Genomic DNA, 21969 nt, shown 5'->3' with positions numbered 1-21969 from the left:
AATCGATGTCAACGCCGCGTTAGCCCTATGGGCAGCGCCAAATTCCGCCACAATCCGACTGATTTGGAACCCTTCCGCTCACGCGGTCCTTATTGGCAATCCCCATTGGAGTTATCTTGATGTCCCTGTCGTTCCGCCGCGCCTCGCTCGCCAGCCTCGGTCTGGTCTTCGGGCTCTCGGTTCTTAGCCTGTCGCCGCTGATGGCGCAGGAGACCAAGCCCGCCCAAGACGCCACAGCGCCGGCGGCGGCTCCGGTCGATCCCAATGCCGTGGTCGCCACCGTCAATGGCGAGAAGCTGACCGAGGCCGATCTTCAGCTCGCCGAAGGCGAACTGTCGCAACAGTTCGCGCAGATGCCGCCCGAACAGCGCCGCGCGGCTGCCCTTTCGGCCGCGATCGAAATCCGCGTCATGGCCAAGAAGGCGGTCGACAGCGGCCTCGACAAGGACGCCGACTTCCAGCGCCGCATGGCGTTCCTGCAGGCGCGCGCCCTGCATGGCGAGGTGGTCGAGAAGGAAGTGGTCGACAAGGTGACGGACGCCGAAGTGCGCGCCCGCTACGACCAGGAGATCGCCAACACGCCGCCGGTCAACGAAATCCACGCCCGTCACATCCTCGTGAAGACGAAGGAAGAGGCCGAGGCGATCATCAAGCAGCTCGACGGCGGCGCCGACTTCCAGAAGCTCGCCAACGAACACACCAGCGATCCGAGCGGCAAGACCAGTGGCGGCGACCTCGGCTGGTTCGGCCCGGGGCAGATGGTGCCGGAGTTCGACAAGGCGGCCTTCGCGCTCGACGTCGGCAAATATTCGAAGGAGCCGGTGCAGTCGCAGTTCGGCTGGCACGTCATCAAGGTCGAGGACAAGCGCACCAAGCAGCCGCCGGCCTTCGACGACGTCAAGGATCAGGCCAAGCAGGCGGTGATCCGCGACAAGTATTTCGCCATGGTCAAGGAGCTGCGCGCGGCCGCCAAGGTCGAGATCCCGGACGAGAAGCTCAAGAAGGACATCGACACGCTGGAAGCCGGCAAGTAATCCGCTTGCGGCTGGATAATTCTAAAAGGGCGCCTTCGGGCGCCCTTTCGCTTTCGGGGGTCAAGCGTTCATTATACCCCGCGTGATGTAGCGTATGGCGGCGCGGATCAGCGCGTCGTCCTCGTCGAGCCGTCCGGCCAGAAGATGCCGCCAGGCGAAGGAAGCGATCAGATCGGCGACGATCCCGGCATCGACATCGGCCGCCACCTCGCTCCGCGCCTTGGCGCGCTCGATCATCCGGCCGGTATGGCTGCGGCGTCCTTTCGAATATTCTGCAAGGGCGGCCGCGGCAGTCTCGTCCGATTGCGCCTCAGCGATCAGCGAGCGGAAGATGTTGCCCGACGGGGTGTCGCGCCAATGCGCGAACAGGTTCTGAAGGAAGCCGGCCAGATCGTCCTCGATGTTCCCGGTGTCGGGCGTCTCGACGCGCTTCTGCCGCTGGTAGACCTCGATCAGCAGCGCCGCCTTGCTTGGCCACCAGCGATAGATGGTCGGCTTTCCCGCCCGCGCCCGCCGGGCGACGGCCTCGATCGAGAAGCCGGCATAGCCCGCTTCGCGCAACACCGCCTCGGCGGCCTTGACGATGGCATCGGCGCTCTCGGGATTGCGTTTCGCGCCGATCGACTTGCGCCCGCGAGCGGCGGCTTCGTCCATCGAGGTCTTCCTTAGCCGGTGAATCTGGCGCCGATCATATTGGCTTCGGCGACGAAACGAAACGACGCGTTTCCAACTGCCAAGCCGCCGGCCAGGCCGGGAAGGCGCGGCCAGAACGCCCCTTGCGCCGACGCGCGCTATCGGGCAAACCGGCCTTCCTTTCGCGTTCTTGCCGCTCCGGGGTTCCGATGTCCGCTACGATTTCGCCGCTCGCACCGAAGAAGTATCCGAAGATGCCGGTCATCGAGGGTGTGCGCATCGCGACCGCCGAAGCCGGCATCAAATACAAGAACAGAACCGACCTCTTGGCCATGGTCTTCGATCCGGGCACGGCTGTCGCCGGCGTGTTCACCAGGTCGAAATGCCCGTCGGCGCCGGTCGACTTCTGCCGTCAGAACCTGCCTGACGGCAAGGCGCGCGTCCTGGTGGTCAATTCCGGCAACGCCAACGCCTTCACCGGCAAGAAGGGCAAGGCTTCGACCGCGCTGACCGGCGAGGCGGCGGCGAAGGCCGCCGGATGCTCGCAGAGCGAGGTTTTCCTGGCCTCGACCGGCGTCATCGGCGAGCCGCTCGACACCACCAAATTCAGCCATCTGCTCGCCGGCCTGGTCAAGGACGGCAAGCCGGATCTATGGACCGAGGCGGCCAAGGCGATCATGACCACGGATACCTATCCGAAGGTGGCGACTGCGACGGTCAAGCTCGGCGACGCCGACGTCACCATCAACGGCATCGCCAAGGGCGCCGGCATGATCGCGCCCGACATGGCGACGATGCTTTCCTTCATCGTCACCGACGCGCCGATCGCCGCCCCCGCACTGCAGGACCTGCTTTCGCGCGGCACGGCCAAGACCTTCAATGCGGTGACCGTCGACAGCGACACCTCGACCAGCGACACGCTGCTCATCTTCGCCACCGGCAAGGCCGCCGCCCGCGGCGCGCCGGCGATCAGCGATCCCAAGGATGCGCGGCTTGGCGCCTTCCGCCGGGCGCTCGGCAAGGTGCTGAAGTCGTTGGCGCTGCAGGTGGTGCGCGACGGCGAGGGCGCGCGCAAGCAGGTCGAGGTCACGGTCACCGGCGCGAAGTCCGCCCGCTCGGCCAAGCGCATCGCGCTTTCGATCGCCAATTCGCCGCTGGTCAAGACGGCCGTCGCCGGCGAGGACGCCAATTGGGGCCGCGTCGTCATGGCGGTCGGCAAGGCCGGCGAACCGGCCGACCGCGACCGGCTGTCGATCTGGTTTGGCGACAATCGGCTCGCGCATGAGGGCGAACGCGATCCGAGCTATTCGGAGGAAGCGACCTCGGCCTATATGAAGCGCGACGATATCCGCATTCGCGCCGATCTCGGCATCGGCCGCGGCAAGGCGACGGTGTGGACCTGCGACCTCACCAAGGAATATGTCGCCATCAATGGCGATTACCGGAGCTGATGGCGCCGGTGTCCGGGCATCCGGCAAGCGTGCTGGCGGTCGTGCGCCGCTACGAGGCGGCGGGCTTTCGCGCCTGGCCGGCGGCCGCCGTCCATTATGACGGGACCTGGGTGGTACGGCTCACGGCAGGACACCCCGCCAAGCGCCTGAACTCGGTCAATCCGCTCGATCCGGGCGACACGCACGCCATCGAAGAGCGCATCGGCCGCGCCGCGCGGCGCTTCGACGCCTATGGCCGGCCGCTGACCTTTCGCATGTCGCCGCTGTCGGGACTGGTTCTGTCCACGCATCTCGACAAGGCCGGCTGGAACAGGTTCGACGAATCCCTGGTCATGCGGCTGCCGCTGAAGGAGGTCGGGCTCGGCGCGGCCATGGACCAGATTCCGCTCAAGGACATCAGCCGCTTCATCGGCGCGTCGCTGAGGACGAGCGGCTCGGACGCCTCGCTGCGGCCCGGCCTGTCCGAGGTCATCGGCGCGATCCAGCCGGAAGCGGGGCTGTTCGCGCTCGAGGAGGGCAACGAGCCGCTGGCGACGCTGATCTGCGTGCATGACGGTGATCTCGCGGGTCTGTTCGAGGTCGCCACCGAAGAATCGGCGCGCAAGAAGGGCCATGGCCGCAATCTCATCCTGTCGGCGCTGAAATGGGCCCGGCTGCGCGGCGCGCGCGAAGCCTGGCTGCAGGTCGAGGCCAGCAACGGGCCGGCGCTCTCGCTCTACCGGTCGCTCGGCTTCGAGGAAGTCTATCGCTACCATTATCGACGGCCGCCGGGCGCATGAGCGAGAGCAAGCCAACCGGAAAGCGTCTGCTGCTGGTCGCCGCCTGCGCGCTGGTCGACACCGACCGGCGCGTGCTCCTGGCGCAGCGTCCGGAAGGAAAGCAGCTTGCCGGCCTGTGGGAGTTTCCAGGCGGCAAGGTCGAGCCCGGCGAGACGCCGGAGGAATGCCTGGTGCGCGAATTGCATGAGGAACTCGGCATCGAGACGGAGATTCCGTGCCTGGCGCCGCTCACCTTCGCCAGCCACTCCTATGACGATTTCCATCTCCTGATGCCGCTTTATGTCTGCCGCCGCTTCCGCGGGATCGCGCAGCCCAAAGAAGGGCAGGGACTCAAATGGGTCAGGCCCCGTCAGATGCGCGACTATCCGATGCCGCCGGCCGACGCGCCGCTGATCCAGTTCCTCATCGACCTTCTGTAGTTTCGCGGTTCGCCCTTGCGACAGCTCACCGTTTCCCGGAGACGGTGAATGTTTCCGCACGTTTCCCGGGAGCTGCTTTAGCCAGCGTTAATGGAAGATTTATCTCGATGTGAAAAATTGCACGAGGCCGTTTCGCGCGGCGATATCGTCGATGACTGGGAAACATGGCATGAGCCTCGAAAGAGACTGGGACTCGATCCGGCCCGACCGCGGCTTCCGCGCGGTGGACGCCGGCATGGGCATCCTGCGGATCACGCTTCTCTTCGGCTCGGCCGCGGTGGCGCTGGCGCTGATCGCAACGCCTTTCCTGGACAGCCAGACCCGGCCGCAGAGCGCTCGCGACGGCTTCCCCGGCGGGCTCGACATGACGGCGACCGGATCGATCGGTCATCGTCCCAATACATATACGCTGCGCCGCAGCGTGCTGCAGCCTTTGCCCAGTTCAATCTGTGTCATCCGCAATGACGGCAGCCGCAGCGGCGAGTGCTGACTTGGTTAATGATTTCGCGGCACGGCGGCGTTTCACTCGCTGTTAAGCTTTTGCCGTTAACCTTTCTTAACGGGTAAGACATTAGAGTTTCTGCATGAGGGATCGATGATCATGAAAAACCTGCTGCAGCAATTCATTGAAGATGAAACTGGCGCCACGGCCGTCGAGTATGGCCTGATCGTCGTGGTGTTGTCGCTCGCCATCATCGCCGGGGTCAAACAGGCGGCCGATGGGCTCGTATGGCTGTTCACCGACAATAACAGCAAGCTGGCCAACGCCTTCGCTCACTGACGACGGCGCGCTCAAGTCTTAGGCGGGTTCTCCAGGACAGCCTTTAGCGAGACCTTGGCCGATCCGGGTCTGAGCGGCTTTTGCTGCGAGGCGTCTGGCGCCCAGCCGGACATCCAAACAATCGAAAAACTTGCGCGGATACGGCCGTCCGGATCCGCGAATCGCTCGGCATAGATTTCGGCCGCGCGGGCAAACAAGCGGTTGCCGGCCGACCGGCGGCTGCGATCGATGAGAACGTTGGTTTCGCCCATGGCGCGGAGATCGGCCGCGAGATCGAACAGCGTATCGTAGCGCACCGCGACCGTTTCGACATCGGCGACCGGCAATGCCAGGCCGGCGCGCTGCAGCAGCGCGCCCGCGTCGCGCACGTCGGTGAAAGGAAGGATGCGCGGGCTCGCGCCGCCGTAAAGCTCCGTCTCGGCCGCAAGCATGCTCTCGCGTAATTCCGCCAATGTGCCCGCGCCGGCGAGAGCGCCGAGGAACAGCCCGTCCGGTCTCAGCGCCCGGCGGATTTGCGCGAGCACGCCGGGAATGTCGTTCACGGCGTGCAGCGAGAGCAGGGAGACGGCGAGGTCGAGGCTGCCTTCCTCGAACGGCACGGTCTCCGGCGGCGCCACCAGGCCGGGGCCGCCGGCCAGAAGCGCTTCGTCCATCTCGACGCGTACGACCTCGCCGACCTTGCCGCTGCCGGTGAGCACGTCCGCCGCCGCCGACGTCTGACAAAACAGCGCGGCCGCCTTGCCGAAGCGGCGTTCGACGGCACCCAGCCGTTCGGCAAGGTCTTCCGCGGCGCGCCGCATCAGGAAATCGGCGCCTTCGACGGGGCGGGCGAGAGCCCTGCGCTTGCGCGCGAGCCAGAGCTCGGTGTCGATCAAGGGCTGCAACGAAAAGCTTCCTGTTGTCCGCGCATGCCGGAGTGGTGTTAAGGTGCGCCGGGTTCCAATCACGTGGCCGATCCGGTGCACAAGATCAAGACCATAGCGGTCCAGGATATGGCCCGGCAGGCACTGGCCTGGCCGGCGCGCCTGTTGTTTCCGCCGGTTTGCGCCGGCTGCCGTCGCCATGTGTCGCAGCCTGGCGTGCTGTGCGGCGCCTGCTGGCCGAAGCTGAGGCTGCTGGAGAAGCCCTGGTGCCCGGTGATGGGCACGCCCTTCACCCACGACATGGGGGAGGGGTTTCTGTCCGCCGAGGCGATCGCCGATCCTCCGCCCTTCGAGAGGGCGCGGGCGGCCGTCGTCTATTCAGGCGTCGCGCGGCAGATGGTGCAGGGGCTGAAATATCAGGATCGAACCGACCTCGCGCCCTGGATGGCGAACTGGATGATGCGCGCCGGCGCGGAGCTGGCTGCGGAGGCCGACCTGGTCGTGCCGGTGCCGTTGCACTGGCGACGCTTCTTCCGGCGCCAGTTCAACCAGTCGGCGGAGCTCGGACGGGCCGTTGCAAAGCTCGGCGGGCTGCCCTTTTCGCCATCCGCGATCAGGCGCGTGAAGCTGACGCGCCAGCAGGTCGGCCTCGAACGGCACGAGCGCGAGGAGAATGTGCGCGCCGCCTTTCGCGTCCCGCCGGAAGCCGAAATCGAGATAGCCGGGCGCCGGGTGCTTGTGGTCGACGATGTCTACACCACCGGCGCAACGGTGCGGGCGGTCGCCAAGGCGCTGAAGAGGGGCGGCGCCGGAGCCGTCGACATCCTCACTTTCGCCCGCGTCCTGCCTGGGGACTTTCGGCCCGATGAGTCCGCGACTATATAGGTTTTAATTTGTTGTTTGCCGCATGTCGCTTTCGTACCTCACTGGACGGCATGCATGAGGACTGCCGGCCAATGGCTGATGTGACGATCTATACCCGCATGATGTGCGGCTACTGCAACGCCGCCAAGCGGTTGCTCGACCGCAAGGGGGTGGCCTATACCGAGCACGACGCCTCGTTCTCGCCGGAGCTGCGCCAGGAAATGATTTCCAAGGCGCATGGGCGAGCCACCTTTCCGCAGATTTTCATCGGCGACACGCATGTCGGCGGCTGCGACGACCTCCACGATCTGGAGTCGCGGGGCCGGCTGGACGCGATGCTCGCCAACGGGAGATGACCATGGGTAGTTTCAAGGCCGCCGCCGTGCAGATGCGTTCGGGCACGAGCCCGGAACGCAACGCCGCCGACATGGAGATCCTGGTCCGCCAGGCCGCCGGCCAGGGCGCCACCTACGTCCAGACGCCGGAAATGACCGGGGCGCTGGTGCGCGACAAGGAAGCCGGCGCGGCCGCTTTTACCGCGGAGGATAAGGACATCGTCGTCGCGACCGCGCGCAGGTTGGCGAAGGAGCTCGGCATTCACCTGCATATTGGCTCGACGGCCATTCGCCGCGCCGACGGGAAGCTCGCCAACCGCGCTTTCCTGTTTTCGCCAGACGGCGCCGTGATTGCCGGCTATGACAAGATCCATATGTTCGACGTCGATCTCGACAATGGCGAGAGCTGGCGCGAATCCGCGTCCTACGAGCCAGGGACGGAAGCGGCCGTGACCGACATCGAAGGGACGAAGCTTGGCTTTGCCGTCTGCTACGACCTGCGCTTTCCGCAGCTGTTCCGCGCCGAGGCGATGGCCGGGGCCGAAGTGCTGACGGTGCCGGCCGCCTTCACGCGCCAGACCGGCGAAGCGCACTGGCATGTGCTGCTGCGCGCCCGCGCCATCGAGAACGGCGCCTATGTCATCGCCGCCGCGCAGGGCGGCCTGCATGAGGACGGGCGCGAGACCTATGGCCATTCGCTGATCGTCGATCCGTGGGGGCGCATCATCGCCGAGGCCGCGCATAACGAGCCCGGTGTGATCTTCGCCGAGATCGACCCGGCCCAGTCGCTGGCCGCGCGCCGCAAGATCCCCAATCTGAAAAATGCGCGGGATTTCACCGTCAAAGCCGGGACAAGCGAAGCGCCGCGTCTCAGGGGTGCCGCCTCTTGATCCGTTTCTCCCTGATCTGCGAACACGAGCACGAGTTCGAAGCGTGGTTCCGCAACAATGATGATTTCGACGCCCAGAAGAAGCGCGGCTTCGTCGATTGCCCGAGCTGCGGCTCGCACAAGGTCGAGAAGGCGTTGATGGCGCCCGCCGTCTCCACATCCCGCAAACAGGAGAAGGTGGCCTTGGCCATGGGCGAGGCGCAGAAGCAGGCGTTGGCGCAGCTCAAGGCGCTGGCCGAGAAGGTGCGCGAGAATGCCGACTATGTCGGCGACAAATTCGCAGAGGAAGCGCGCAAGATTCATTTCGGCGAGGCCGATCCGCGCGGCATCTACGGCGAAGCGACCCCCGAAGAGGCGCAGAGCCTCGCCGAGGACGGCGTCGAGTTCATGCCGATCCCGAGCTTTCCGGACGACCGGAACTAGGACGGCGAACTCAGGCTTCCGATCAGTTTTTCCAGAAGTTTCGCCAGCATTTCCCGGTCCTCGCGTGTCAGGCCAGCAAGGATTTCGTGCTCGTTGGCGACGTGGGCGGCAAGCGCTTCGTTGATGAGCTCAAGCCCTTTCTCGGTCAATTGCACCACCACACCGCGCCGGTCGCTGGGGTGCGGCGCGCGCCGGGTCAGACCGGCCTTTTCCAGGCGGTCGAGGCGGGCGGTCATGGCGCCTGACGTCACCATCGTCGCCTCGTAAAGCTCGGTCGGTGTCAGCGCATAGGGCGCGCCGGAACGGCGCAGCGTCGCCAACACGTCGAATTCGCCGGACTGCAGCCCGAAGCGGGCGAATACCGGCGCGAGCCGGTCGCGCGCAATGAGCGCCGAGGCCTCGTTCAACCGCCCGATGACGCCCATCGGCGACACGTCGAGATCCGGCCGCTCCCGTCGCCACTGTTCCATGGCCCTGCCCGCTCGATCCATATTGCTCACCGTAAAGTATCTTGATATAAAGAATCTTTGCATTATCTTAGTGCAACAAGAAATGGCCGCCAAGCGGTCTCGCAGCGACAGGACCAACCAAATGAGGTTTCTCTGGGATTCAGCGATCTGGCTTCTGGTCGTGACCGGCGGCCTGCTCGGCATGACGCTGCCGTTCGGCAAGCTCGCCACCGCCGCCGGGGTACCGGCCATGGTCTGGGCCTTCGTCATTTCGCTGGGCGCCGGCGGCGTGCTGCTCTTGGCGCTTCTGTTGCGCGGCGAGCGCATCCGGCTGACGCCGCACAAGCTGCGCTATTTCTTCGTCACCGCGGCGATTTCCTATGCCATCCCCAATCTTTTGATGTTCTCGGCCATCCCGCATCTCGGCGCCGGCTACACCGGCATCATGTTCACCCTGTCGCCGGTGATCACGCTGGTGTTCTCGATCGTGCTCGGTGTCAGGCGCCCCAACCTGCTCGGCGTCATCGGCATCGCCGTCGGCTTCGTTGGCGCGGCGATGGTTGCGCTGACGCGCGGCGAGGCCGGCCAGCCGGCCGATTATTTCTGGGTTGCGATCGGACTGCTCATCCCGGTCAGCCTTGCCGCCGGCAACATCTACCGCACCGTCGACTGGCCGCAAGACACCGGCCCGATCGAGCTTGCCGTCGGCAGCCACCTGGCCTCGGCCACGCTGCTTCTCATTGGCATCCTCGGCCTTCTGGGCACGCATGCCTTCGCCCCGCTCGGCGCCGTGCCCCTCGTCGTCGTCGGTCAGGTTGTGTCGGCCTCGGCGATGTTTGCCTTCTTCTTCCGCCTGCAGGCGGTCGGCGGGCCGGTCTATCTCAGCCAGATCGGCTATGTGGCGGCGGCCGTTGGATTGTTCGCCGGCACGCTCTTCCTCGGTGAGCATTACCAGCTTCTGACCTGGCTGGGCGCCGCCATCATCACCGCCGGGGTTTTCATCACGACCAAGGCGCAAAGCCAAGCCGGCGCGCCGGCGCCGGTTCGGGTCGAGCCGGCGTCGTCCCGGAGCTAATCCTCATTGCCGGAGGATTCCGGCCGCGGGTGGCGGCGGCGATGGGTGGCGGCGGCGCGCGCCGCCTGCTCATAGATGCCCGTCATCAACTCCAGCGTGCGCGCGACGTCCTCGAGCTTCTCGGCCATCTCGGGAATGCGCTTCACCGCTTCGATGAGCAGCACCGAACGGATATCGGCATAGCGTTCCGTCACCCGATGCCCCAGCGGCGTCACCTCGTAGGTCACGCCGGCCCTGCCGCTGCCGGTGCGCGTGATCAGCCTGCCCTTCAACAGCTTGCGCAGGCTGTACTGGATGTTGGGAATGTCGTCGCGATTGGTCATCTGGGCGAGGTCGCGGACGCTTTTGGGCCGGTCGTTCATCCTGATGATGTGGAGCAGCGCGTTTTCCGGCCCGCTCGCCGAAAACTCGATCACGGTGGCGAGGCACTCCGCCTGCCAGTGGCCGAATGCCTCGTAGGAGCGCATCAGCGCATATTCGACCTCGGTGACGTCGATCTCGAGCGGCGTGCGCGCCAGATGCCAGCCGCGGTCGAGCAGTTCTTCCTGTGTTTCCAGCGATTTGCGACGCTCGTTCATCAGCCTCTCCCTTGCCGCGAGGATGCGCCGATCCACGCGATTGCGTCCACATGAATTAATGATAGACTTTCTATCATAAATTATAATCAAAAATGTGAGGAGAACGTCGTCATGAGCATGCTCGACAAGTCCGCGCCTGGCACACAGCCTTTCTTTCTCGGCACCTTCGCGTCCAACTGTTCCGGCGGCATGACCGTCACCAAGGTCGCCGAGCGCTGGGACAATTCCTGGGACAACAATCTCAAGCTCGCCCGCCTTCTCGATGAAGCCGGCATCGACTTCATGCTGCCGATCGCGCGCTGGATCGGTTACGGCGGCGAAACCAATTTTCATGGCAACGTGCTTGAGACGATCACCTGGGCAGCGGGGCTGCTGGCGCTCACCGGCAACATCACCGTCTTTGCCACGACCCATACGGCGGCGAACCATCCTGTCGTTGTCGCCAAGCAACTGGCCACCATCGACCAGATCAGCCGCGGCCGCATCGGCCTCAACATCGTCGCCGGCTGGAACAAGCCGGAATACGAGGCACTTGGGCTGACGCTGCCCGACGACCACACCACCCGCTACGGCTACGCTCAGGAATGGTTCGACATCGTGCGCGCCCTGTGGAGCCGCACGGAGGCCTTCGACTGGGACGGAACCTGGTTCAAGCTCAGGAACGTGCTCGGCGATCCGCGTCCCTCATCGCCGTTGCCGATCCTCAACGCGGCCGGCTCGGAAGAGGGGCGGAAATTTGCCGTCCGCAACGCCGATTTCCTGTTCACGCCGGCGATCGACCTCTCGCGCTCGAAGGACGAGCTCGCGGCGCTGAAGGAGCAGGGCAAAGCGGCGGGCAGGGACGTCGATGTGCTGACCTTCGCCCATGTCGTGTGCCGGCCGACGGAAAAGCAAGCCAACGACTATCTCGAGCATTTCGGCCGCGCCAATGCCGATTGGGCGGCGGTGGACAATCTGGTGCGGCTGCAATTCGCCCACGCGCAATCCTTCCCGCACGATCTTCTGGCGCTCATCCGCGACCGCATGGCGGCGGGCCATGGCGGTTTTCCGCTGACCGGCACGCCCGAGCAGGTGGCCGACGGCATCACCCAACTGCACCATGCCGGCTTCCGCGGCTCGACCTTGTCCTTCGTCGATTATGTCGAGGAATTCCCCTATTTCCGCGACACGGTCCTGCCTATTCTCGAAGAAAGAGGCATTCGCGTCGCACCGGCCGCGATGCAGTCGGCGGCCTAGACAAGGAGATGGCAATGTCCACGGCAGAAGGTCAGTCCACGCCAGAAGGTCCGGTCAGCGTCGCTGATTTCCGCGCCGCCATGCGACTCATCGTCGGCAATGTCAGCGTCATCACCGCCGGCGTCGGCGACGACCGTACCGGCCTCGTGGTCATTTCCGTGGTGTCGCTGTCGGCCGAGCCGCCGAAGGTGATCGCCTGCGTCAACCGCTCCTCATCGACCTGGCCGATCATCGAGCGCTACCGGCATTTCGGCGTCAACTCGCTCGGGCCCCAGCACCAGCAGGTTGCCGAGCGCTTCTCCGGCTTCGGCGGCATCAAGGGCAAGGATCGTTACGAGGGCGCCGAATGGACGACGCTGAGGACGGGCGCGTCGCTGCTCTGCGACGCGGTGGCCGCTTTCGACTGCAGCCTCGACGAGATGATCGATCGCGGCACGCATTCGATCGTCATCGGTTCGGTCGAGGCGGTGAGGACGCAGGATGCCGGACAGGCCCTGGTCTATTGGCGCGGTGGCTATCGGCCGTTGGAAGCCTGAGGACCCATTGATCAGACCGAGGCTTTCTCGGCCAGCACCATGTAGTTGACGTCCATGTCCTTCGAGCGCTGCCAGCGGTCGGCCAGCGGGTGATAGATGACGCCGGTGCGGTCGATCACCGTGAGACCGGCCGCGCCCAGCGCCTTTGCCAACTCCTCCGGCCGCACCAGCTTGCCGAACTGATGCGTGCCGCGCGGCAGCCAGCGCAACACATATTCGGCGCCGATGATGGCAAGGCCAAGCGCTTTCAGCGTGCGGTTGATGGTGGCGACGAACATGATGCCGCCGGGGCGGACCATCTGGCCGCATTTGGCGACGAACAGGTCGACATCGGCGACATGCTCGACCACCTCCATGTTCAGGATGACGTCGAAGGCCTCGCCGGCATCGGCGAGCGCCTCGGCCGTGGTCGCGCGATAGTCGACGCTGACGCCGGCCTCCGCCGCATGCAGCTTCGCCACTTCGATGTTGGTCGCGGAAGCATCGGCGCCGACCACTTCGGCGCCAAGCCGGGCCATCGGCTCGCACAGCAAACCGCCACCGCAGCCGATATCGAGGAAGCGCAGGCCATCGAAAGGCCGCGCCGCGCGCGGATCGCGGCCGAAACGCGCCGCTACCTGGTCGCGGATATAGGCAAGCCGCACCGGGTTGAACTTGTGCAGCGGACGGAACTTGCCGTTCGGGTTCCACCATTCGGCGGCAAGGGCGGAGAAGCGCTCGACTTCTCCGGCATCGATGGTCGATCGGCGGGGCTCTGGCATAGGCGGGTCTCCAGCGCATGACCCCGAAAATCGATATCGATTTTCGGAAAGGATCATGCACAAGTCAAAGTGCTACAGTGTCCTGCGTCCCAAAGGACGCGCGGCGCTGACGTTAGGAAGTCGGGCGCGGGGGAGGGAATGTCAAGGCAGGTTTTTTCAGCTGCCGCCAAGCTCTCGTGCTGTCAGCACGTGGCAGCTTGGTCGGACCGATGGTGAAACGGGATTGTGACTTCGCGCGAATGGGACGGCATAGACTGTTCGAAAAGGAGCGCGATCATGCCGTCCTCTATCCTCTGGCGCCGTCTCGATCTTGAAGGCCACGATGCCTGCCTGCTTTGTGCGACCCAGAGCGGTTGGCGGCTCAAGGGGCATGCCCTTTTCCTCCATGACGGCCAGCCCTGCAGCCTTGCCTATGCGGCGGATTGCGATGCCGGCTGGCGCACGCGTTCCGCAAGCGTCGACGGCTTTCTCGGCACGCAAACCTTGCGCTACGAGGTCGAACGGCTGGCCGACGGCCGATGGACGCTGAATGGCGCGGAGCAGGCGGAGGTTGCCGGGCTTGTCGATGTCGACCTCGGCTTCACGCCGGCAACGAACCTGCTGGCGATCCGCCGCTTCGACCTTGCCGTCGGCGCTGGGGCGCCTGCCCCGGCGGCCTATCTGGCCTTTCCGGAGCTAAGGCTTGAGCGCCTGGACCAGACCTACCGTCGCCTCGACGACAGCCGCTACGCCTATGCCGCGCCGAAATTCGGCTACGACCAGGTGCTGGACGTCTCGCCGTCCGGCTTCATTGTCGACTATCCAGGCCTTTGGAAGGCCATCGCGCTGCGTTGCGCATCCTCGGCCGGCTAAAGCGCGTCGCGCTGAAGCGGATTCAGGCGACGCGCTTTAAGGCTTTGTTTTCATGCATGTCGTTATAAACCGCTGCACACTTTTGCGCGACATGCATTAGATTTTCGACAGCGCGACCGCCGCGTGCCTCATGTCGACGCTGGCCGGGTCGATCGCCTGAACCGCCTCGCTGGCGCCGATCTCGGCCATGATGCGGTCCGCCGCCGCCCGGGCCTGTTCCAGGCTCTGCCAGCGCACGACGTCCACCCAGCTTCCATCCTCGCACCTGCCGAGCTGCCGGCTTAGGAAGCCCGGCTGCCGGGCAAGCCAATCCGTCATGACCCCATTGTTGGAGACAAAGCCGGCTTCGCTGCCGGGCTTCAGGTGGAAGGTGACGATTTCCAGGGTCTCGGACATGAGAATCTCCAACGGGCCGTTTCGGCAGTCTTGTGGCATGACCGGCGACAGGAATCCGTCAGGATGAGTTGTGCCGGGCCGGCTATAAGTGCGCTCGCTTGCGAAGCCTTGCTGTTTTGGCTAAGGAGGCCGCGCATTTCCGCGCTTGGTCACCCTGGCGTTTCCTCCCGTTCCGGCCTTGAGCCGGCTTGAGTCAAAGGCATTTCGCTTCCATGGCGCGTATCGTGATGAAATTCGGCGGAACCTCGGTCGCCGACATCGCCCGCATCCGCAATGTGGCGCGCCATGTCAAACGCGAGGTCGATGCCGGCCACGACGTCGCCGTGGTGGTCTCGGCCATGGCCGGCAAGACCAACGAGTTGGTCGGCTGGACCCGCGAAGCCTCGCCCATGCACGACGCGCGCGAATATGACGCCGTTGTCGCTTCGGGCGAGCAGGTCACGGCCGGCCTGTTGGCGATCACGTTGCAGAACATGGGCATTCATGCACGATCCTGGCAGGGCTGGCAGATCCCGATCAAGACCGACAATGCCCATGGCGCGGCGCGCATCCTCGATATCGACGGCGCCTTCCTGATCAAGCGCTTCGGCGAGGGCCAGGTGGCGGTCATCGCCGGTTTCCAGGGCATTGGCCCGGACAATCGCATCGCGACGCTCGGCCGCGGCGGCTCCGACACCAGCGCCGTGGCGATCGCCGCGGCGGTCAAGGCCGACCGATGCGACATCTATACCGACGTCGACGGCGTCTACACGACCGACCCTCGCATCGAGCCGAAAGCCCGGCGTCTCGCCAAGATTTCGTTCGAGGAAATGCTCGAAATGGCTTCGCTCGGCGCCAAGGTGCTGCAGGTGCGCTCGGTCGAGCTTGCCATGGTACACAGGGTGCGTACCTTCGTGCGGTCGTCCTTCGACGATCCCGATGCGCCCGGAATGGGGGATTTGCTCAATCCGCCCGGAACGCTCATTTGCGACGAGGAAGAGATCGTGGAACAGCAGGTCGTCACCGGAATTGCCTACGCCAAGGACGAAGCGCAGATTTCGCTGCGCCGCGTCGGCGACCGTCCAGGCGTCGCCGCCGGCATCTTCGGCCCGCTGGCCGAGGCCAACATCAATGTCGACATGATCGTCCAGAACATTTCCGAGGACGGCAAATTCACCGACATGACCTTCACCGTGCCGTCCGGCGACGTCGACAAGGCGCTTGCGGTGCTGGAGAAGCTGAAGCCGGAAGTCGGCTACGACGTCGTGCAGTCGGAAGCCGGCATGTCGAAGGTCTCGGTCATCGGCATCGGTATGAGGAGCCACGCCGGCGTCGCCGCCACCGCCTTCAAGGCACTGGCCGACAAGGCGATCAACATCCGCGCCATCACCACGTCCGAGATCAAAATTTCGATACTGATCGACGGTCCCTATACGGAACTGGCGGTTCGCACTTTGCATTCCGTCTACGGTCTGGATAAGCAATAGCAAGAACTGAGTCAGTTGTTGCGTGAACGCCGGCCGCGGGAGAAACTGCGGCGGGCGAGATGGCCATTGGAGAACAAGCCGCGATGCGTGATACGGCCAGTGGCCCGCGCGTTCTGCTCAAACGGCTTCGCGAGCTCATGCAAGAGCCGCTGGAGCCGCAGGAGCGGCTCGACCGCATCGTGCGCGACATCGCCTCCAACATGGTCGCCGAAGTCTGCTCGCTCTATGTGCTGCGCGCCGACTCGGTGCTCGAACTCTACGCCACCGAAGGTCTGAACCCGAACGCCGTCCACCTGGCGCAGCTCAGGCTGGGACAGGGCCTGGTCGGCACGATCGCCGCCAGCGCGCGGCCGCTCAATCTCTCCAACGCGCAGGAACATCCGGCCTTCGCCTACCTGCCGGAGACGGGCGAAGAGATCTACAATTCCTTCCTCGGCGTGCCGGTGCTGAGGGCAGGGCGCACGCTGGGCGTGCTGGTGGTGCAGAACAAGACCATGCGCCACTATCGCGACGACGAGGTCGAAGCGCTTGAAACGACGGCGATGGTGATCGCCGAGATGATCGCCACCGGCGATCTTGCCCGCCTCACCAAGCCGGGGCTGGAGCTCGACCTACGCCGCCCGGCGAGCTTCACCGGCGTCTCCTTCAACGATGGCGTCGGTCTCGGCCATGTCGTGCTGCACGAGCCGCGCATCGTCGTCACCAACCTGTTCAACGAGGACAGCGAGGAGGAGGTGCGCCGGCTGCAGTCCTCGCTCGGCTCGCTGCGCCTCTCCATCGACGACATGCTGGAGCGGCGCGAGGTCGCCTTCGAGGGCGAGCACCGCGAGGTGCTCGAAGCCTACCGCATGTTCGCCAATGACAGTGGTTGGGTGCGTCGACTGGAAGAGGCGATCCGCAACGGCCTGACGGCGGAAGCCGCGGTCGAAAAGGTTCAAAGCGACATGCGCGCGCGCATGCTGCACATGACCGATCCCTATCTGCGCGAGCGGATGAGCGATTTCGACGATCTCGCCAACCGGCTGTTGCGCCAGCTGATGGGGCGCGGGCCGGAGGATGTCGCGGCCGCGCTGCCCAAGGACGCCATCATCGTCGCCCGCTCGATGGGCGCGGCCGAGCTGCTCGACTATCCGCGCGACAAGCTGCGCGGCCTGGTGCTCGAGGACGGCGCCGCCACCAGCCATGTCGTGATCGTCGCGCGCGCCATGGGCATTCCGGTCGCCGGACAGGTGAAGGGCGCCGTTTCCATGGCGGAAAACGGCGACGCCATCATCGTCGACGGCGAGGAAGGCACCATCCATCTCAGGCCGCAATCCGACCTGGAAGCCGCCTATGCCGAAAAGGTCCGGTTCCGGGCCCGACGGCAGGAAGTCTACCGTGAGCTGCGCAAGAAGCCGTCGCTGACCAGGGACGGGATTCCGGTCGATCTCCTGATGAATGCGGGCCTTGCCGTCGACCTGCCGCAGCTTACCGAGTCGGGCGCCGCCGGCATCGGCCTGTTCCGCACCGAGCTGCAGTTCATGGTTGCCTCGACCTTCCCGCGCGCCGAGGCGCAGGAGCGGCTCTATCGTGATGTGCTCGACGCCGCGCGCGGCAAACCGGTCACTTTCCGCACCATCGACATCGGCGGCGACAAGGTGCTGCCTTACTTCAAGGGCGCGATCCAGGAAGAGAACCCGGCGCTGGGCTGGCGGGCGATCCGGCTGACGCTCGATCGGCCTGGCCTGCTCAGGACGCAGATCCGGGCGCTGCTCAAAGCCAGCGGTGGCCGCGAGCTGAAGCTGATGCTGCCCATGGTCACCGAGCTGTCGGAAGTCGCGCAGGCGCGCGAGATCATCGACCGCGAGGTCCGGCATTTGTCGCGCTTCGCGCACCACCTGCCCACCAGCCTCAAGCTCGGCGCGATGCTGGAAGTGCCCTCCCTCCTGTTCCAGCTCGACGAATTGATGAAGGCGGTGGATTTCGTCTCGGTCGGCTCCAACGACCTCTTCCAGTTCGTCATGGCGGTCGACCGCGGCAATACGCAGCTTGCCGACCGCTTCGACACGCTTTCGGCGCCGTTCCTGCGGGTGCTGAAGACGATCGCCGATGCCGGCGCCCGCAATCACACGCCGGTGACGCTTTGCGGCGAGCTGGCCGGCAAGCCGATCTCGGCGATGGCGCTGATCGGCCTCGGCTTCCGTTCGATCTCGATGTCGCCGGCCTCGATCGGCCCGGTCAAGGCGATGCTGACCGAACTTCCGCTGCAGGAGCTGCAGGCCTTCTTCAGGGACAATCTGATGGCGCCCGCCCAGGGGACGCCGATGCGGGCGCTGCTGCAGGCCTTTGCCGACGATCGTTCGATTCCGCTCTAGATTCACGTGAGGGCGGTCTGCAAATGGCGATTTTCTGCGCTTCCGGCCTTCGCTGGCCGAAGCATTCATGAGTGGCGTGGCAGTTGAATTAAGGCTATGGCCGGCGCAGGCCGGTGCTCATGTACCTAAATGTACATTCCGCTCCGGTTCTCGAAACTCGCTATTTTCGACCGCCCCTGACGTGAATTTCATTGAAGTTCCAAGACCATGATCAACCTGCCCCGCGACCGTATGGATCAAGTCGTCAAGCGTTTCGACATGCTCGAAGCGCAGATGTCGGCCGGTCCCGCCGCCGATCAATATGTGAAGATGGCTTCGGAATATGCCGACATCCAGGAGATGGTGGGCAAGATCCGGGCGTTGCGCGCCGCCGAGCAGGAACAGGCGGACCTCGAGTCGATGCTTGCCGACAAGGCGACCGATGCCGATATGCGCGCGCTGGCCGAGGCGGACCTGCCGGAAGTCGAGAGCCGCATCGCAGCGCTGCAGAAGGACATCCAGATACTGCTTCTGCCCAAGGATGCGGCCGACGAGAGGAACGCCATCCTCGAAATCCGCGCCGGCACCGGCGGCGACGAGGCGGCCTTGTTCGCCGGCGATCTGTTCCGCATGTATGAGCGTTATGCCGCCTCGCGCGGCTGGCGCTTCGAGACGGTGTCGGCGAGCGACGGCGAGGTCGGCGGCTATAAGGAAATCATCGCCTCGGTGTCGGGCAAGGGCGTGTTCGCGCATCTGAAGTTCGAATCCGGCGTGCACCGCGTCCAGCGTGTCCCGGAAACCGAGGCCGGCGGACGCATCCACACCTCGGCGGCTACGGTGGCGGTGCTGCCGGAGGCCGAGGAGGTCGATATCGAGATCCGGGCCGAGGATATCCGCATCGACACGATGCGGGCCTCGGGTTCGGGCGGCCAGCACGTCAACACCACCGATTCGGCGGTTCGCATCACCCATTTGCCGACCGGCATCATGGTGGTGCAGGCGGAAAAGTCGCAACACCAGAACCGGGCACGCGCCATGCAGATCCTGCGCGCGCGGCTCTACGACCTGGAGCGCAGCCGGGCCGACGAGGAACGCTCGTCGTCGCGAAAGTCGCAGGTCGGCTCGGGCGACCGGTCGGAGCGCATCCGCACCTATAATTTCCCGCAAGGGCGCGTCACCGACCACCGCATCAACCTCACGCTCTACAAGCTCGACCGGGTGATGATGGGCGAGCTCGACGAGGTGGTCGACGCGCTGATCGCCGACCATCAGTCGAAGCTGCTTGCCGATATGAGCCTCGATGGCTGACCAACTGCCCGCGGCGCTCGGGCCGCTGCTCAGGGCGGCGCGCAGGCGCCTGGCCGCCGCCGGCATTGCCGATCCGGCGCTCGATTCCCGGCTGATCGTCGAGCATTTCTCCGGCACGACCCGCACCCAGGCCATTGCCGAAGCGGAGCAAAAGGTGGGTTCCGCGGCGCTTTCGGCCATCGAAGCGGCCCTCAGGCGTCGCATCGCAGGCGAGCCGGTACACCGTATCCTCGGCTACCGCGAATTCTACGGTTTGCGCCTGTCGCTTTCGCCGGAGACGCTGGAGCCCCGGCCGGACACCGAGACGCTGGTCGACGCCGTCCTGCCCTTCGCCCGGGCAACGGCCGAAAGGCTCGGGGAATGCCGTATTCTCGATCTCGGCACGGGCACCGGCGCCATCGCGCTGGCCCTGCTCGGCGCCGTTCCGGCCGCGACTGCGACAGGCGTCGATATTTCGCCCGATGCATTGGCGACCGCGGCCGGAAACGCCCGGGACCTGGGGTTCGGCGAGCGCTTCAAAGCCTTGCATTCCAACTGGTTCGAAAAAGTTTTGGGCCGTTACCATGTAATTGCCTCGAACCCTCCCTATATACGCAGCGGAGACATTGGAAATCTGCAGGACGAGGTCCGCGATTTCGACCCGCGCCCGGCCCTTGATGGCGGCACGGACGGTTTGGACCCGTACAGGGTCATCGCCGCCGAAGCGGCTGCATTTCTGGAAGCGCAAGCCAAGGTAGCGGTCGAGATCGGCTACACGCAGAAAAACGAGGTCAGCGGAATATTCGCGGCAGCCGGCTATGTGTTAACCGGGACACATCGCGACCTCGGCGGCAATGACAGGGTTCTGGTGTTCGAGCGTTGAAAGCCCTGATGCAGTGCGAAAAAACCGCTTGGCAACACCGGGGAATGCAGTTAGGGTCCGGCTCAACCGGATGAGACGAAGCAGGCAGTGCTCCCAGCGATTCGGTTTTCCTTGGAAATAGCTGCCTTCTTGCGCAAACGACGCCAAGCTTCGTGCGGGAATCATCTGGCAAGTGATGTAACCGGAACAGGATGGCACGTGGCGCCAACGCAATTGATGCGGGCGAACGCCGGTGAAGAAACGAAACGGCTGGCTGCATGAGCGCCTCCGTTCGTGAAGAGTTTTTCGAAAATTCACTATGAAGAGAGTCTAATGAGGCCACAACAGCAGAACAGGCGCATGCGCGGTCGCAACAACAATGGCGGCGGTGGCAACAACAACAACAACCGCAAGGGGCCGAATCCCCTGACCCGCACTTACGAGAGCAACGGCCCGGACGTGAAGATCCGCGGGTCGGCTCAGCAGATCGCCGAGAAATACGCCACGCTCGCCCGTGACGCGCAAAGCTCCGGCGACAGGGTGATGGCGGAGAACTATCTCCAGCACGCCGAGCACTACAATCGCATCATTGCCGCCGCGCAGGCGCAGATGCCGATCCAGAATGTCCAGCAGAACCGCGACGACTTCGATGACGATCTCGACGAGGATCGCGAAGAGTTCGACAATAACGGCGGCAATGGCGCCGAGGCGCCGGCCGCGGCGAACGGCTCCGGACCGCAGCCGGTGATCGAAGGCACGCCGGCCGAACTCGCCTACAACCAGGAAAGCGGCCGCGACAACAACAATCGCCGCGACAGTGGCCAGCGGGATGGGGGGCAGCGCGACAACAATGGCCGCGACCGCAATCGCGACCGCCGCAACGGCGGCTTTGGCCAGAACGGCCAGCGCGGCGAAAACGGCCAGCGCGGCGAGCAGGGCGGCCAGCAGTTCGACCAGAACCGCCGCAATGAGGCGCAGCCTGAGGCAGCCGGCGAGACTGGTTCACAGGCCGAGCAGGCGCCGCAGTTCGACAGCTTTTCGCCGGCAGCCCTTGCCGCCCAGGCCGAGCTCAACGAAGCCGCCATGGACAATGGCGGCGGTCGCCGGCCGCGTCGGCCGCGCCGCCCGCGCGGCAGTTATGCCGACCAGGCGAGCAGTGGCGAGCAGGAGGGTCAGCCAGAAGGTGCGAGCCCCGAAAGCTCGAGCGCCGAAAAGTCAGCCGAAGCGCATAGCGCGATGAACAATGGCGACGAGGCCAGCGCCAGGCCGGCCGAAGAGGCAAGGCCGGCGAGCGAGCCTGCCGCCGGCGAGCCGGCGCCGGTTGCCAGCGAAGCAGGCGAGCCCGTTGCCGCCGACGCGAACAACTGATCCAGAGGCCATTCGGATATTGCAAACGGCGGAGAGCATTCTCCGCCGTTTTTGTTTTTGCGGGCGATGGAATAATATGGCGTGCCGATAGAGCGTTTCACCGTTTCACGAAAACGGCGAACTGCTCTCTCTTTTTTGCTTTACGCAATTCCGAACGGAAAACCGCATCACACTTTTCCTGGAATTGCGCTAGCCAGACGTCTTGAGAGCCTGCCGCCCGCGCACCATATCTCGCCAGGAAACAGGGTTCGGCTCTTATGGGCGGGCCCGTCACCGCAATCTGATCCGGTGCCGCAAGG

At 65.0% G+C, this 21969-nt stretch carries 25 protein-coding genes; 19 read left to right on the top strand and 6 right to left on the bottom strand.

Annotated elements, in window-relative coordinates; translation table 11 throughout:
• Positions 1-119 precede the first annotated feature (119 nt).
• Positions 120-1034 carry a peptidylprolyl isomerase gene (locus FJ424_RS28235; protein WP_140658871.1) on the top strand — a complete coding sequence of 305 codons (915 nt, stop codon included), beginning with the start codon at positions 120-122 and terminating at the stop codon, positions 1032-1034.
• A 60-nt stretch (positions 1035-1094) separates the two neighbouring features.
• On the opposite strand, the gene FJ424_RS28230 is transcribed toward FJ424_RS28235, so the two are convergent.
• Positions 1095-1688: a TetR/AcrR family transcriptional regulator gene (locus FJ424_RS28230; RefSeq protein ID WP_140658872.1), complete on the bottom strand. Its 594-nt coding sequence runs from the start codon at positions 1686-1688 to the stop codon at positions 1095-1097.
• A 188-nt stretch (positions 1689-1876) separates the two neighbouring features.
• Between FJ424_RS28230 and argJ the strand changes: the two genes are divergently transcribed.
• The 5 genes from argJ to FJ424_RS28205 all read left to right on the top strand — a co-directional run bounded on the left by argJ (position 1877) and on the right by FJ424_RS28205 (position 5097).
• A complete protein-coding gene (gene argJ / locus FJ424_RS28225) occupies positions 1877-3118 on the top strand; it encodes a bifunctional glutamate N-acetyltransferase/amino-acid acetyltransferase ArgJ (protein ID WP_140658873.1) in 1242 nt (413 codons plus the stop codon).
• Positions 3118-3897, top strand: a complete 780-nt coding sequence (locus FJ424_RS28220) for a GNAT family N-acetyltransferase (RefSeq protein ID WP_181182171.1) — start codon at positions 3118-3120, stop codon at positions 3895-3897. Before argJ ends, FJ424_RS28220 begins: the two co-directional genes overlap by 1 nt.
• Positions 3894-4316 (top strand): (deoxy)nucleoside triphosphate pyrophosphohydrolase, encoded by a 423-nt coding sequence (locus FJ424_RS28215; RefSeq protein ID WP_140645238.1) that lies wholly within the window; start codon positions 3894-3896, stop codon positions 4314-4316. The genes FJ424_RS28220 and FJ424_RS28215 overlap by 4 nt, the downstream gene beginning before the upstream one ends.
• Before the next feature lie 169 nt (positions 4317-4485).
• Positions 4486-4806, top strand: a complete 321-nt coding sequence (locus FJ424_RS28210) for a hypothetical protein (RefSeq protein ID WP_140645239.1) — start codon at positions 4486-4488, stop codon at positions 4804-4806.
• 111 nt (positions 4807-4917) lie between these two features.
• Positions 4918-5097 (top strand): Flp family type IVb pilin, encoded by a 180-nt coding sequence (locus FJ424_RS28205; RefSeq protein WP_140543577.1) that lies wholly within the window; start codon positions 4918-4920, stop codon positions 5095-5097.
• A gap of 11 nt (positions 5098-5108) precedes the next feature.
• Here FJ424_RS28205 and FJ424_RS28200 read toward each other — a convergent pair whose 3' ends face one another.
• Positions 5109-5981 (bottom strand): methyltransferase domain-containing protein, encoded by an 873-nt coding sequence (locus FJ424_RS28200; RefSeq protein WP_140658874.1) that lies wholly within the window; start codon positions 5979-5981, stop codon positions 5109-5111.
• Positions 5982-6044: 63 nt separating this feature from the next.
• On the opposite strand from FJ424_RS28200, the gene FJ424_RS28195 reads away from it, so the two are divergent.
• The 4 genes from FJ424_RS28195 to FJ424_RS28180 all read left to right on the top strand — a co-directional run bounded on the left by FJ424_RS28195 (position 6045) and on the right by FJ424_RS28180 (position 8471).
• Positions 6045-6845: a ComF family protein gene (locus FJ424_RS28195; RefSeq protein WP_140658875.1), complete on the top strand. Its 801-nt coding sequence runs from the start codon at positions 6045-6047 to the stop codon at positions 6843-6845.
• Positions 6846-6916: 71 nt separating this feature from the next.
• The gene (gene grxC, locus FJ424_RS28190) at positions 6917-7180 is read left to right on the top strand and encodes a glutaredoxin 3 (protein ID WP_140645242.1); all 264 of its coding nucleotides are present in this window, start codon (positions 6917-6919) and stop codon (positions 7178-7180) included.
• A 2-nt stretch (positions 7181-7182) separates the two neighbouring features.
• On the top strand, positions 7183-8049 hold the full coding sequence (locus tag FJ424_RS28185) for a carbon-nitrogen hydrolase family protein (RefSeq protein ID WP_140658876.1): 867 nt from the start codon (positions 7183-7185) through the stop codon (positions 8047-8049).
• Positions 8046-8471 carry a DUF1178 family protein gene (locus tag FJ424_RS28180; RefSeq protein ID WP_140658877.1) on the top strand — a complete coding sequence of 142 codons (426 nt, stop codon included), beginning with the start codon at positions 8046-8048 and terminating at the stop codon, positions 8469-8471. Before FJ424_RS28185 ends, FJ424_RS28180 begins: the two co-directional genes overlap by 4 nt.
• Here the strand turns inward: FJ424_RS28180 and FJ424_RS28175 are convergent.
• A complete protein-coding gene (locus FJ424_RS28175; protein WP_140658878.1) occupies positions 8468-8962 on the bottom strand; it encodes a MarR family transcriptional regulator in 495 nt (164 codons plus the stop codon). The genes FJ424_RS28180 and FJ424_RS28175 overlap by 4 nt on opposite strands.
• Positions 8963-9062: 100 nt before the next feature.
• Between FJ424_RS28175 and FJ424_RS28170 the strand changes: the two genes are divergently transcribed.
• On the top strand, positions 9063-9995 hold the full coding sequence (locus FJ424_RS28170; protein WP_140658879.1) for a DMT family transporter: 933 nt from the start codon (positions 9063-9065) through the stop codon (positions 9993-9995).
• Here the strand turns inward: FJ424_RS28170 and FJ424_RS28165 are convergent.
• Complete coding sequence (locus FJ424_RS28165) at positions 9992-10573, bottom strand: winged helix DNA-binding protein (protein ID WP_140658880.1); 582 nt, start codon at positions 10571-10573, stop codon at positions 9992-9994. The genes FJ424_RS28170 and FJ424_RS28165 overlap by 4 nt on opposite strands.
• A 111-nt stretch (positions 10574-10684) precedes the next feature.
• Here FJ424_RS28165 and FJ424_RS28160 point away from each other — a divergent pair, with 111 nt between their 5' ends.
• Together FJ424_RS28160 and FJ424_RS28155 are read left to right on the top strand one after the other, a co-directional pair.
• Positions 10685-11809, top strand: coding sequence for an LLM class flavin-dependent oxidoreductase (locus tag FJ424_RS28160; RefSeq protein WP_140658881.1), 1125 nt, complete (start codon positions 10685-10687; stop codon positions 11807-11809).
• Between the two features lie 14 nt (positions 11810-11823).
• Complete coding sequence (locus FJ424_RS28155; protein ID WP_140658882.1) at positions 11824-12345, top strand: flavin reductase family protein; 522 nt, start codon at positions 11824-11826, stop codon at positions 12343-12345.
• A gap of 11 nt (positions 12346-12356) precedes the next feature.
• Here the strand turns inward: FJ424_RS28155 and ubiG are convergent, their stop codons facing one another.
• Positions 12357-13106, bottom strand: coding sequence for a bifunctional 2-polyprenyl-6-hydroxyphenol methylase/3-demethylubiquinol 3-O-methyltransferase UbiG (ubiG, locus tag FJ424_RS28150; RefSeq protein WP_140658883.1), 750 nt, complete (start codon positions 13104-13106; stop codon positions 12357-12359).
• Positions 13107-13382: 276 nt separating this feature from the next.
• Between ubiG and FJ424_RS28145 the strand changes: the two genes are divergently transcribed.
• On the top strand, positions 13383-13958 hold the full coding sequence (locus FJ424_RS28145; protein WP_140658884.1) for a putative glycolipid-binding domain-containing protein: 576 nt from the start codon (positions 13383-13385) through the stop codon (positions 13956-13958).
• Positions 13959-14054: 96 nt separating this feature from the next.
• Here FJ424_RS28145 and FJ424_RS28140 read toward each other — a convergent pair whose 3' ends face one another.
• Positions 14055-14354, bottom strand: a complete 300-nt coding sequence (locus FJ424_RS28140; RefSeq protein ID WP_140658885.1) for a hypothetical protein — start codon at positions 14352-14354, stop codon at positions 14055-14057.
• Between the two features lie 212 nt (positions 14355-14566).
• Between FJ424_RS28140 and FJ424_RS28135 the strand changes: the two genes are divergently transcribed.
• The 5 genes from FJ424_RS28135 to FJ424_RS28115 all read left to right on the top strand — a co-directional run bounded on the left by FJ424_RS28135 (position 14567) and on the right by FJ424_RS28115 (position 21670).
• Positions 14567-15820, top strand: a complete 1254-nt coding sequence (locus FJ424_RS28135) for an aspartate kinase (RefSeq protein ID WP_140645252.1) — start codon at positions 14567-14569, stop codon at positions 15818-15820.
• 83 nt (positions 15821-15903) lie between these two features.
• Positions 15904-18174 (top strand): phosphoenolpyruvate--protein phosphotransferase, encoded by a 2271-nt coding sequence (ptsP, locus tag FJ424_RS28130; protein ID WP_140645253.1) that lies wholly within the window; start codon positions 15904-15906, stop codon positions 18172-18174.
• Between the two features lie 207 nt (positions 18175-18381).
• Complete coding sequence (gene prfA, locus FJ424_RS28125) at positions 18382-19461, top strand: peptide chain release factor 1 (protein WP_140658886.1); 1080 nt, start codon at positions 18382-18384, stop codon at positions 19459-19461.
• Entirely contained in the window at positions 19454-20323 is an 870-nt protein-coding gene (gene prmC, locus FJ424_RS28120; protein WP_140658887.1) for a peptide chain release factor N(5)-glutamine methyltransferase, read from the top strand. Before prfA ends, prmC begins: the two co-directional genes overlap by 8 nt.
• A 339-nt stretch (positions 20324-20662) precedes the next feature.
• The gene (locus FJ424_RS28115; RefSeq protein WP_140658888.1) at positions 20663-21670 is read left to right on the top strand and encodes a DUF4167 domain-containing protein; all 1008 of its coding nucleotides are present in this window, start codon (positions 20663-20665) and stop codon (positions 21668-21670) included.
• Positions 21671-21969: the final 299 nt, after the last annotated feature.

It is taken from the genome of Mesorhizobium sp. B3-1-8, from assembly GCF_006439495.1.
GTDB lineage: Bacteria > Pseudomonadota > Alphaproteobacteria > Rhizobiales > Rhizobiaceae > Mesorhizobium.
This window is presented reverse-complemented; position numbering and strand designations above follow the sequence as displayed.

Coding starts and splice junctions, on each gene's coding strand:
- FJ424_RS28205 (WP_140543577.1), top strand. CDS start 4,918: ATGAAAAACCTGCTGCAGCAATTCATTGAAGATGAAACTGGCGCCACG.
- FJ424_RS28140 (WP_140658885.1), bottom strand. CDS start 14,354: ATGTCCGAGACCCTGGAAATCGTCACCTTCCACCTGAAGCCCGGCAGC.
- FJ424_RS28215 (WP_140645238.1), top strand. CDS start 3,894: ATGAGCGAGAGCAAGCCAACCGGAAAGCGTCTGCTGCTGGTCGCCGCC.
- FJ424_RS28135 (WP_140645252.1), top strand. CDS start 14,567: ATGGCGCGTATCGTGATGAAATTCGGCGGAACCTCGGTCGCCGACATC.
- argJ (WP_140658873.1), top strand. CDS start 1,877: ATGTCCGCTACGATTTCGCCGCTCGCACCGAAGAAGTATCCGAAGATG.
- FJ424_RS28115 (WP_140658888.1), top strand. CDS start 20,663: ATGCGCGGTCGCAACAACAATGGCGGCGGTGGCAACAACAACAACAAC.
- FJ424_RS28175 (WP_140658878.1), bottom strand. CDS start 8,962: ATGGATCGAGCGGGCAGGGCCATGGAACAGTGGCGACGGGAGCGGCCG.
- grxC (WP_140645242.1), top strand. CDS start 6,917: ATGGCTGATGTGACGATCTATACCCGCATGATGTGCGGCTACTGCAAC.
- FJ424_RS28220 (WP_181182171.1), top strand. CDS start 3,118: ATGGCGCCGGTGTCCGGGCATCCGGCAAGCGTGCTGGCGGTCGTGCGC.
- FJ424_RS28235 (WP_140658871.1), top strand. CDS start 120: ATGTCCCTGTCGTTCCGCCGCGCCTCGCTCGCCAGCCTCGGTCTGGTC.
- FJ424_RS28185 (WP_140658876.1), top strand. CDS start 7,183: ATGGGTAGTTTCAAGGCCGCCGCCGTGCAGATGCGTTCGGGCACGAGC.
- FJ424_RS28230 (WP_140658872.1), bottom strand. CDS start 1,688: ATGGACGAAGCCGCCGCTCGCGGGCGCAAGTCGATCGGCGCGAAACGC.
- ptsP (WP_140645253.1), top strand. CDS start 15,904: ATGCGTGATACGGCCAGTGGCCCGCGCGTTCTGCTCAAACGGCTTCGC.
- FJ424_RS28165 (WP_140658880.1), bottom strand. CDS start 10,573: ATGAACGAGCGTCGCAAATCGCTGGAAACACAGGAAGAACTGCTCGAC.
- FJ424_RS28210 (WP_140645239.1), top strand. CDS start 4,486: ATGAGCCTCGAAAGAGACTGGGACTCGATCCGGCCCGACCGCGGCTTC.
- FJ424_RS28160 (WP_140658881.1), top strand. CDS start 10,685: ATGAGCATGCTCGACAAGTCCGCGCCTGGCACACAGCCTTTCTTTCTC.
- prmC (WP_140658887.1), top strand. CDS start 19,454: ATGGCTGACCAACTGCCCGCGGCGCTCGGGCCGCTGCTCAGGGCGGCG.
- FJ424_RS28170 (WP_140658879.1), top strand. CDS start 9,063: ATGAGGTTTCTCTGGGATTCAGCGATCTGGCTTCTGGTCGTGACCGGC.
- FJ424_RS28155 (WP_140658882.1), top strand. CDS start 11,824: ATGTCCACGGCAGAAGGTCAGTCCACGCCAGAAGGTCCGGTCAGCGTC.
- prfA (WP_140658886.1), top strand. CDS start 18,382: ATGATCAACCTGCCCCGCGACCGTATGGATCAAGTCGTCAAGCGTTTC.
- FJ424_RS28145 (WP_140658884.1), top strand. CDS start 13,383: ATGCCGTCCTCTATCCTCTGGCGCCGTCTCGATCTTGAAGGCCACGAT.
- ubiG (WP_140658883.1), bottom strand. CDS start 13,106: ATGCCAGAGCCCCGCCGATCGACCATCGATGCCGGAGAAGTCGAGCGC.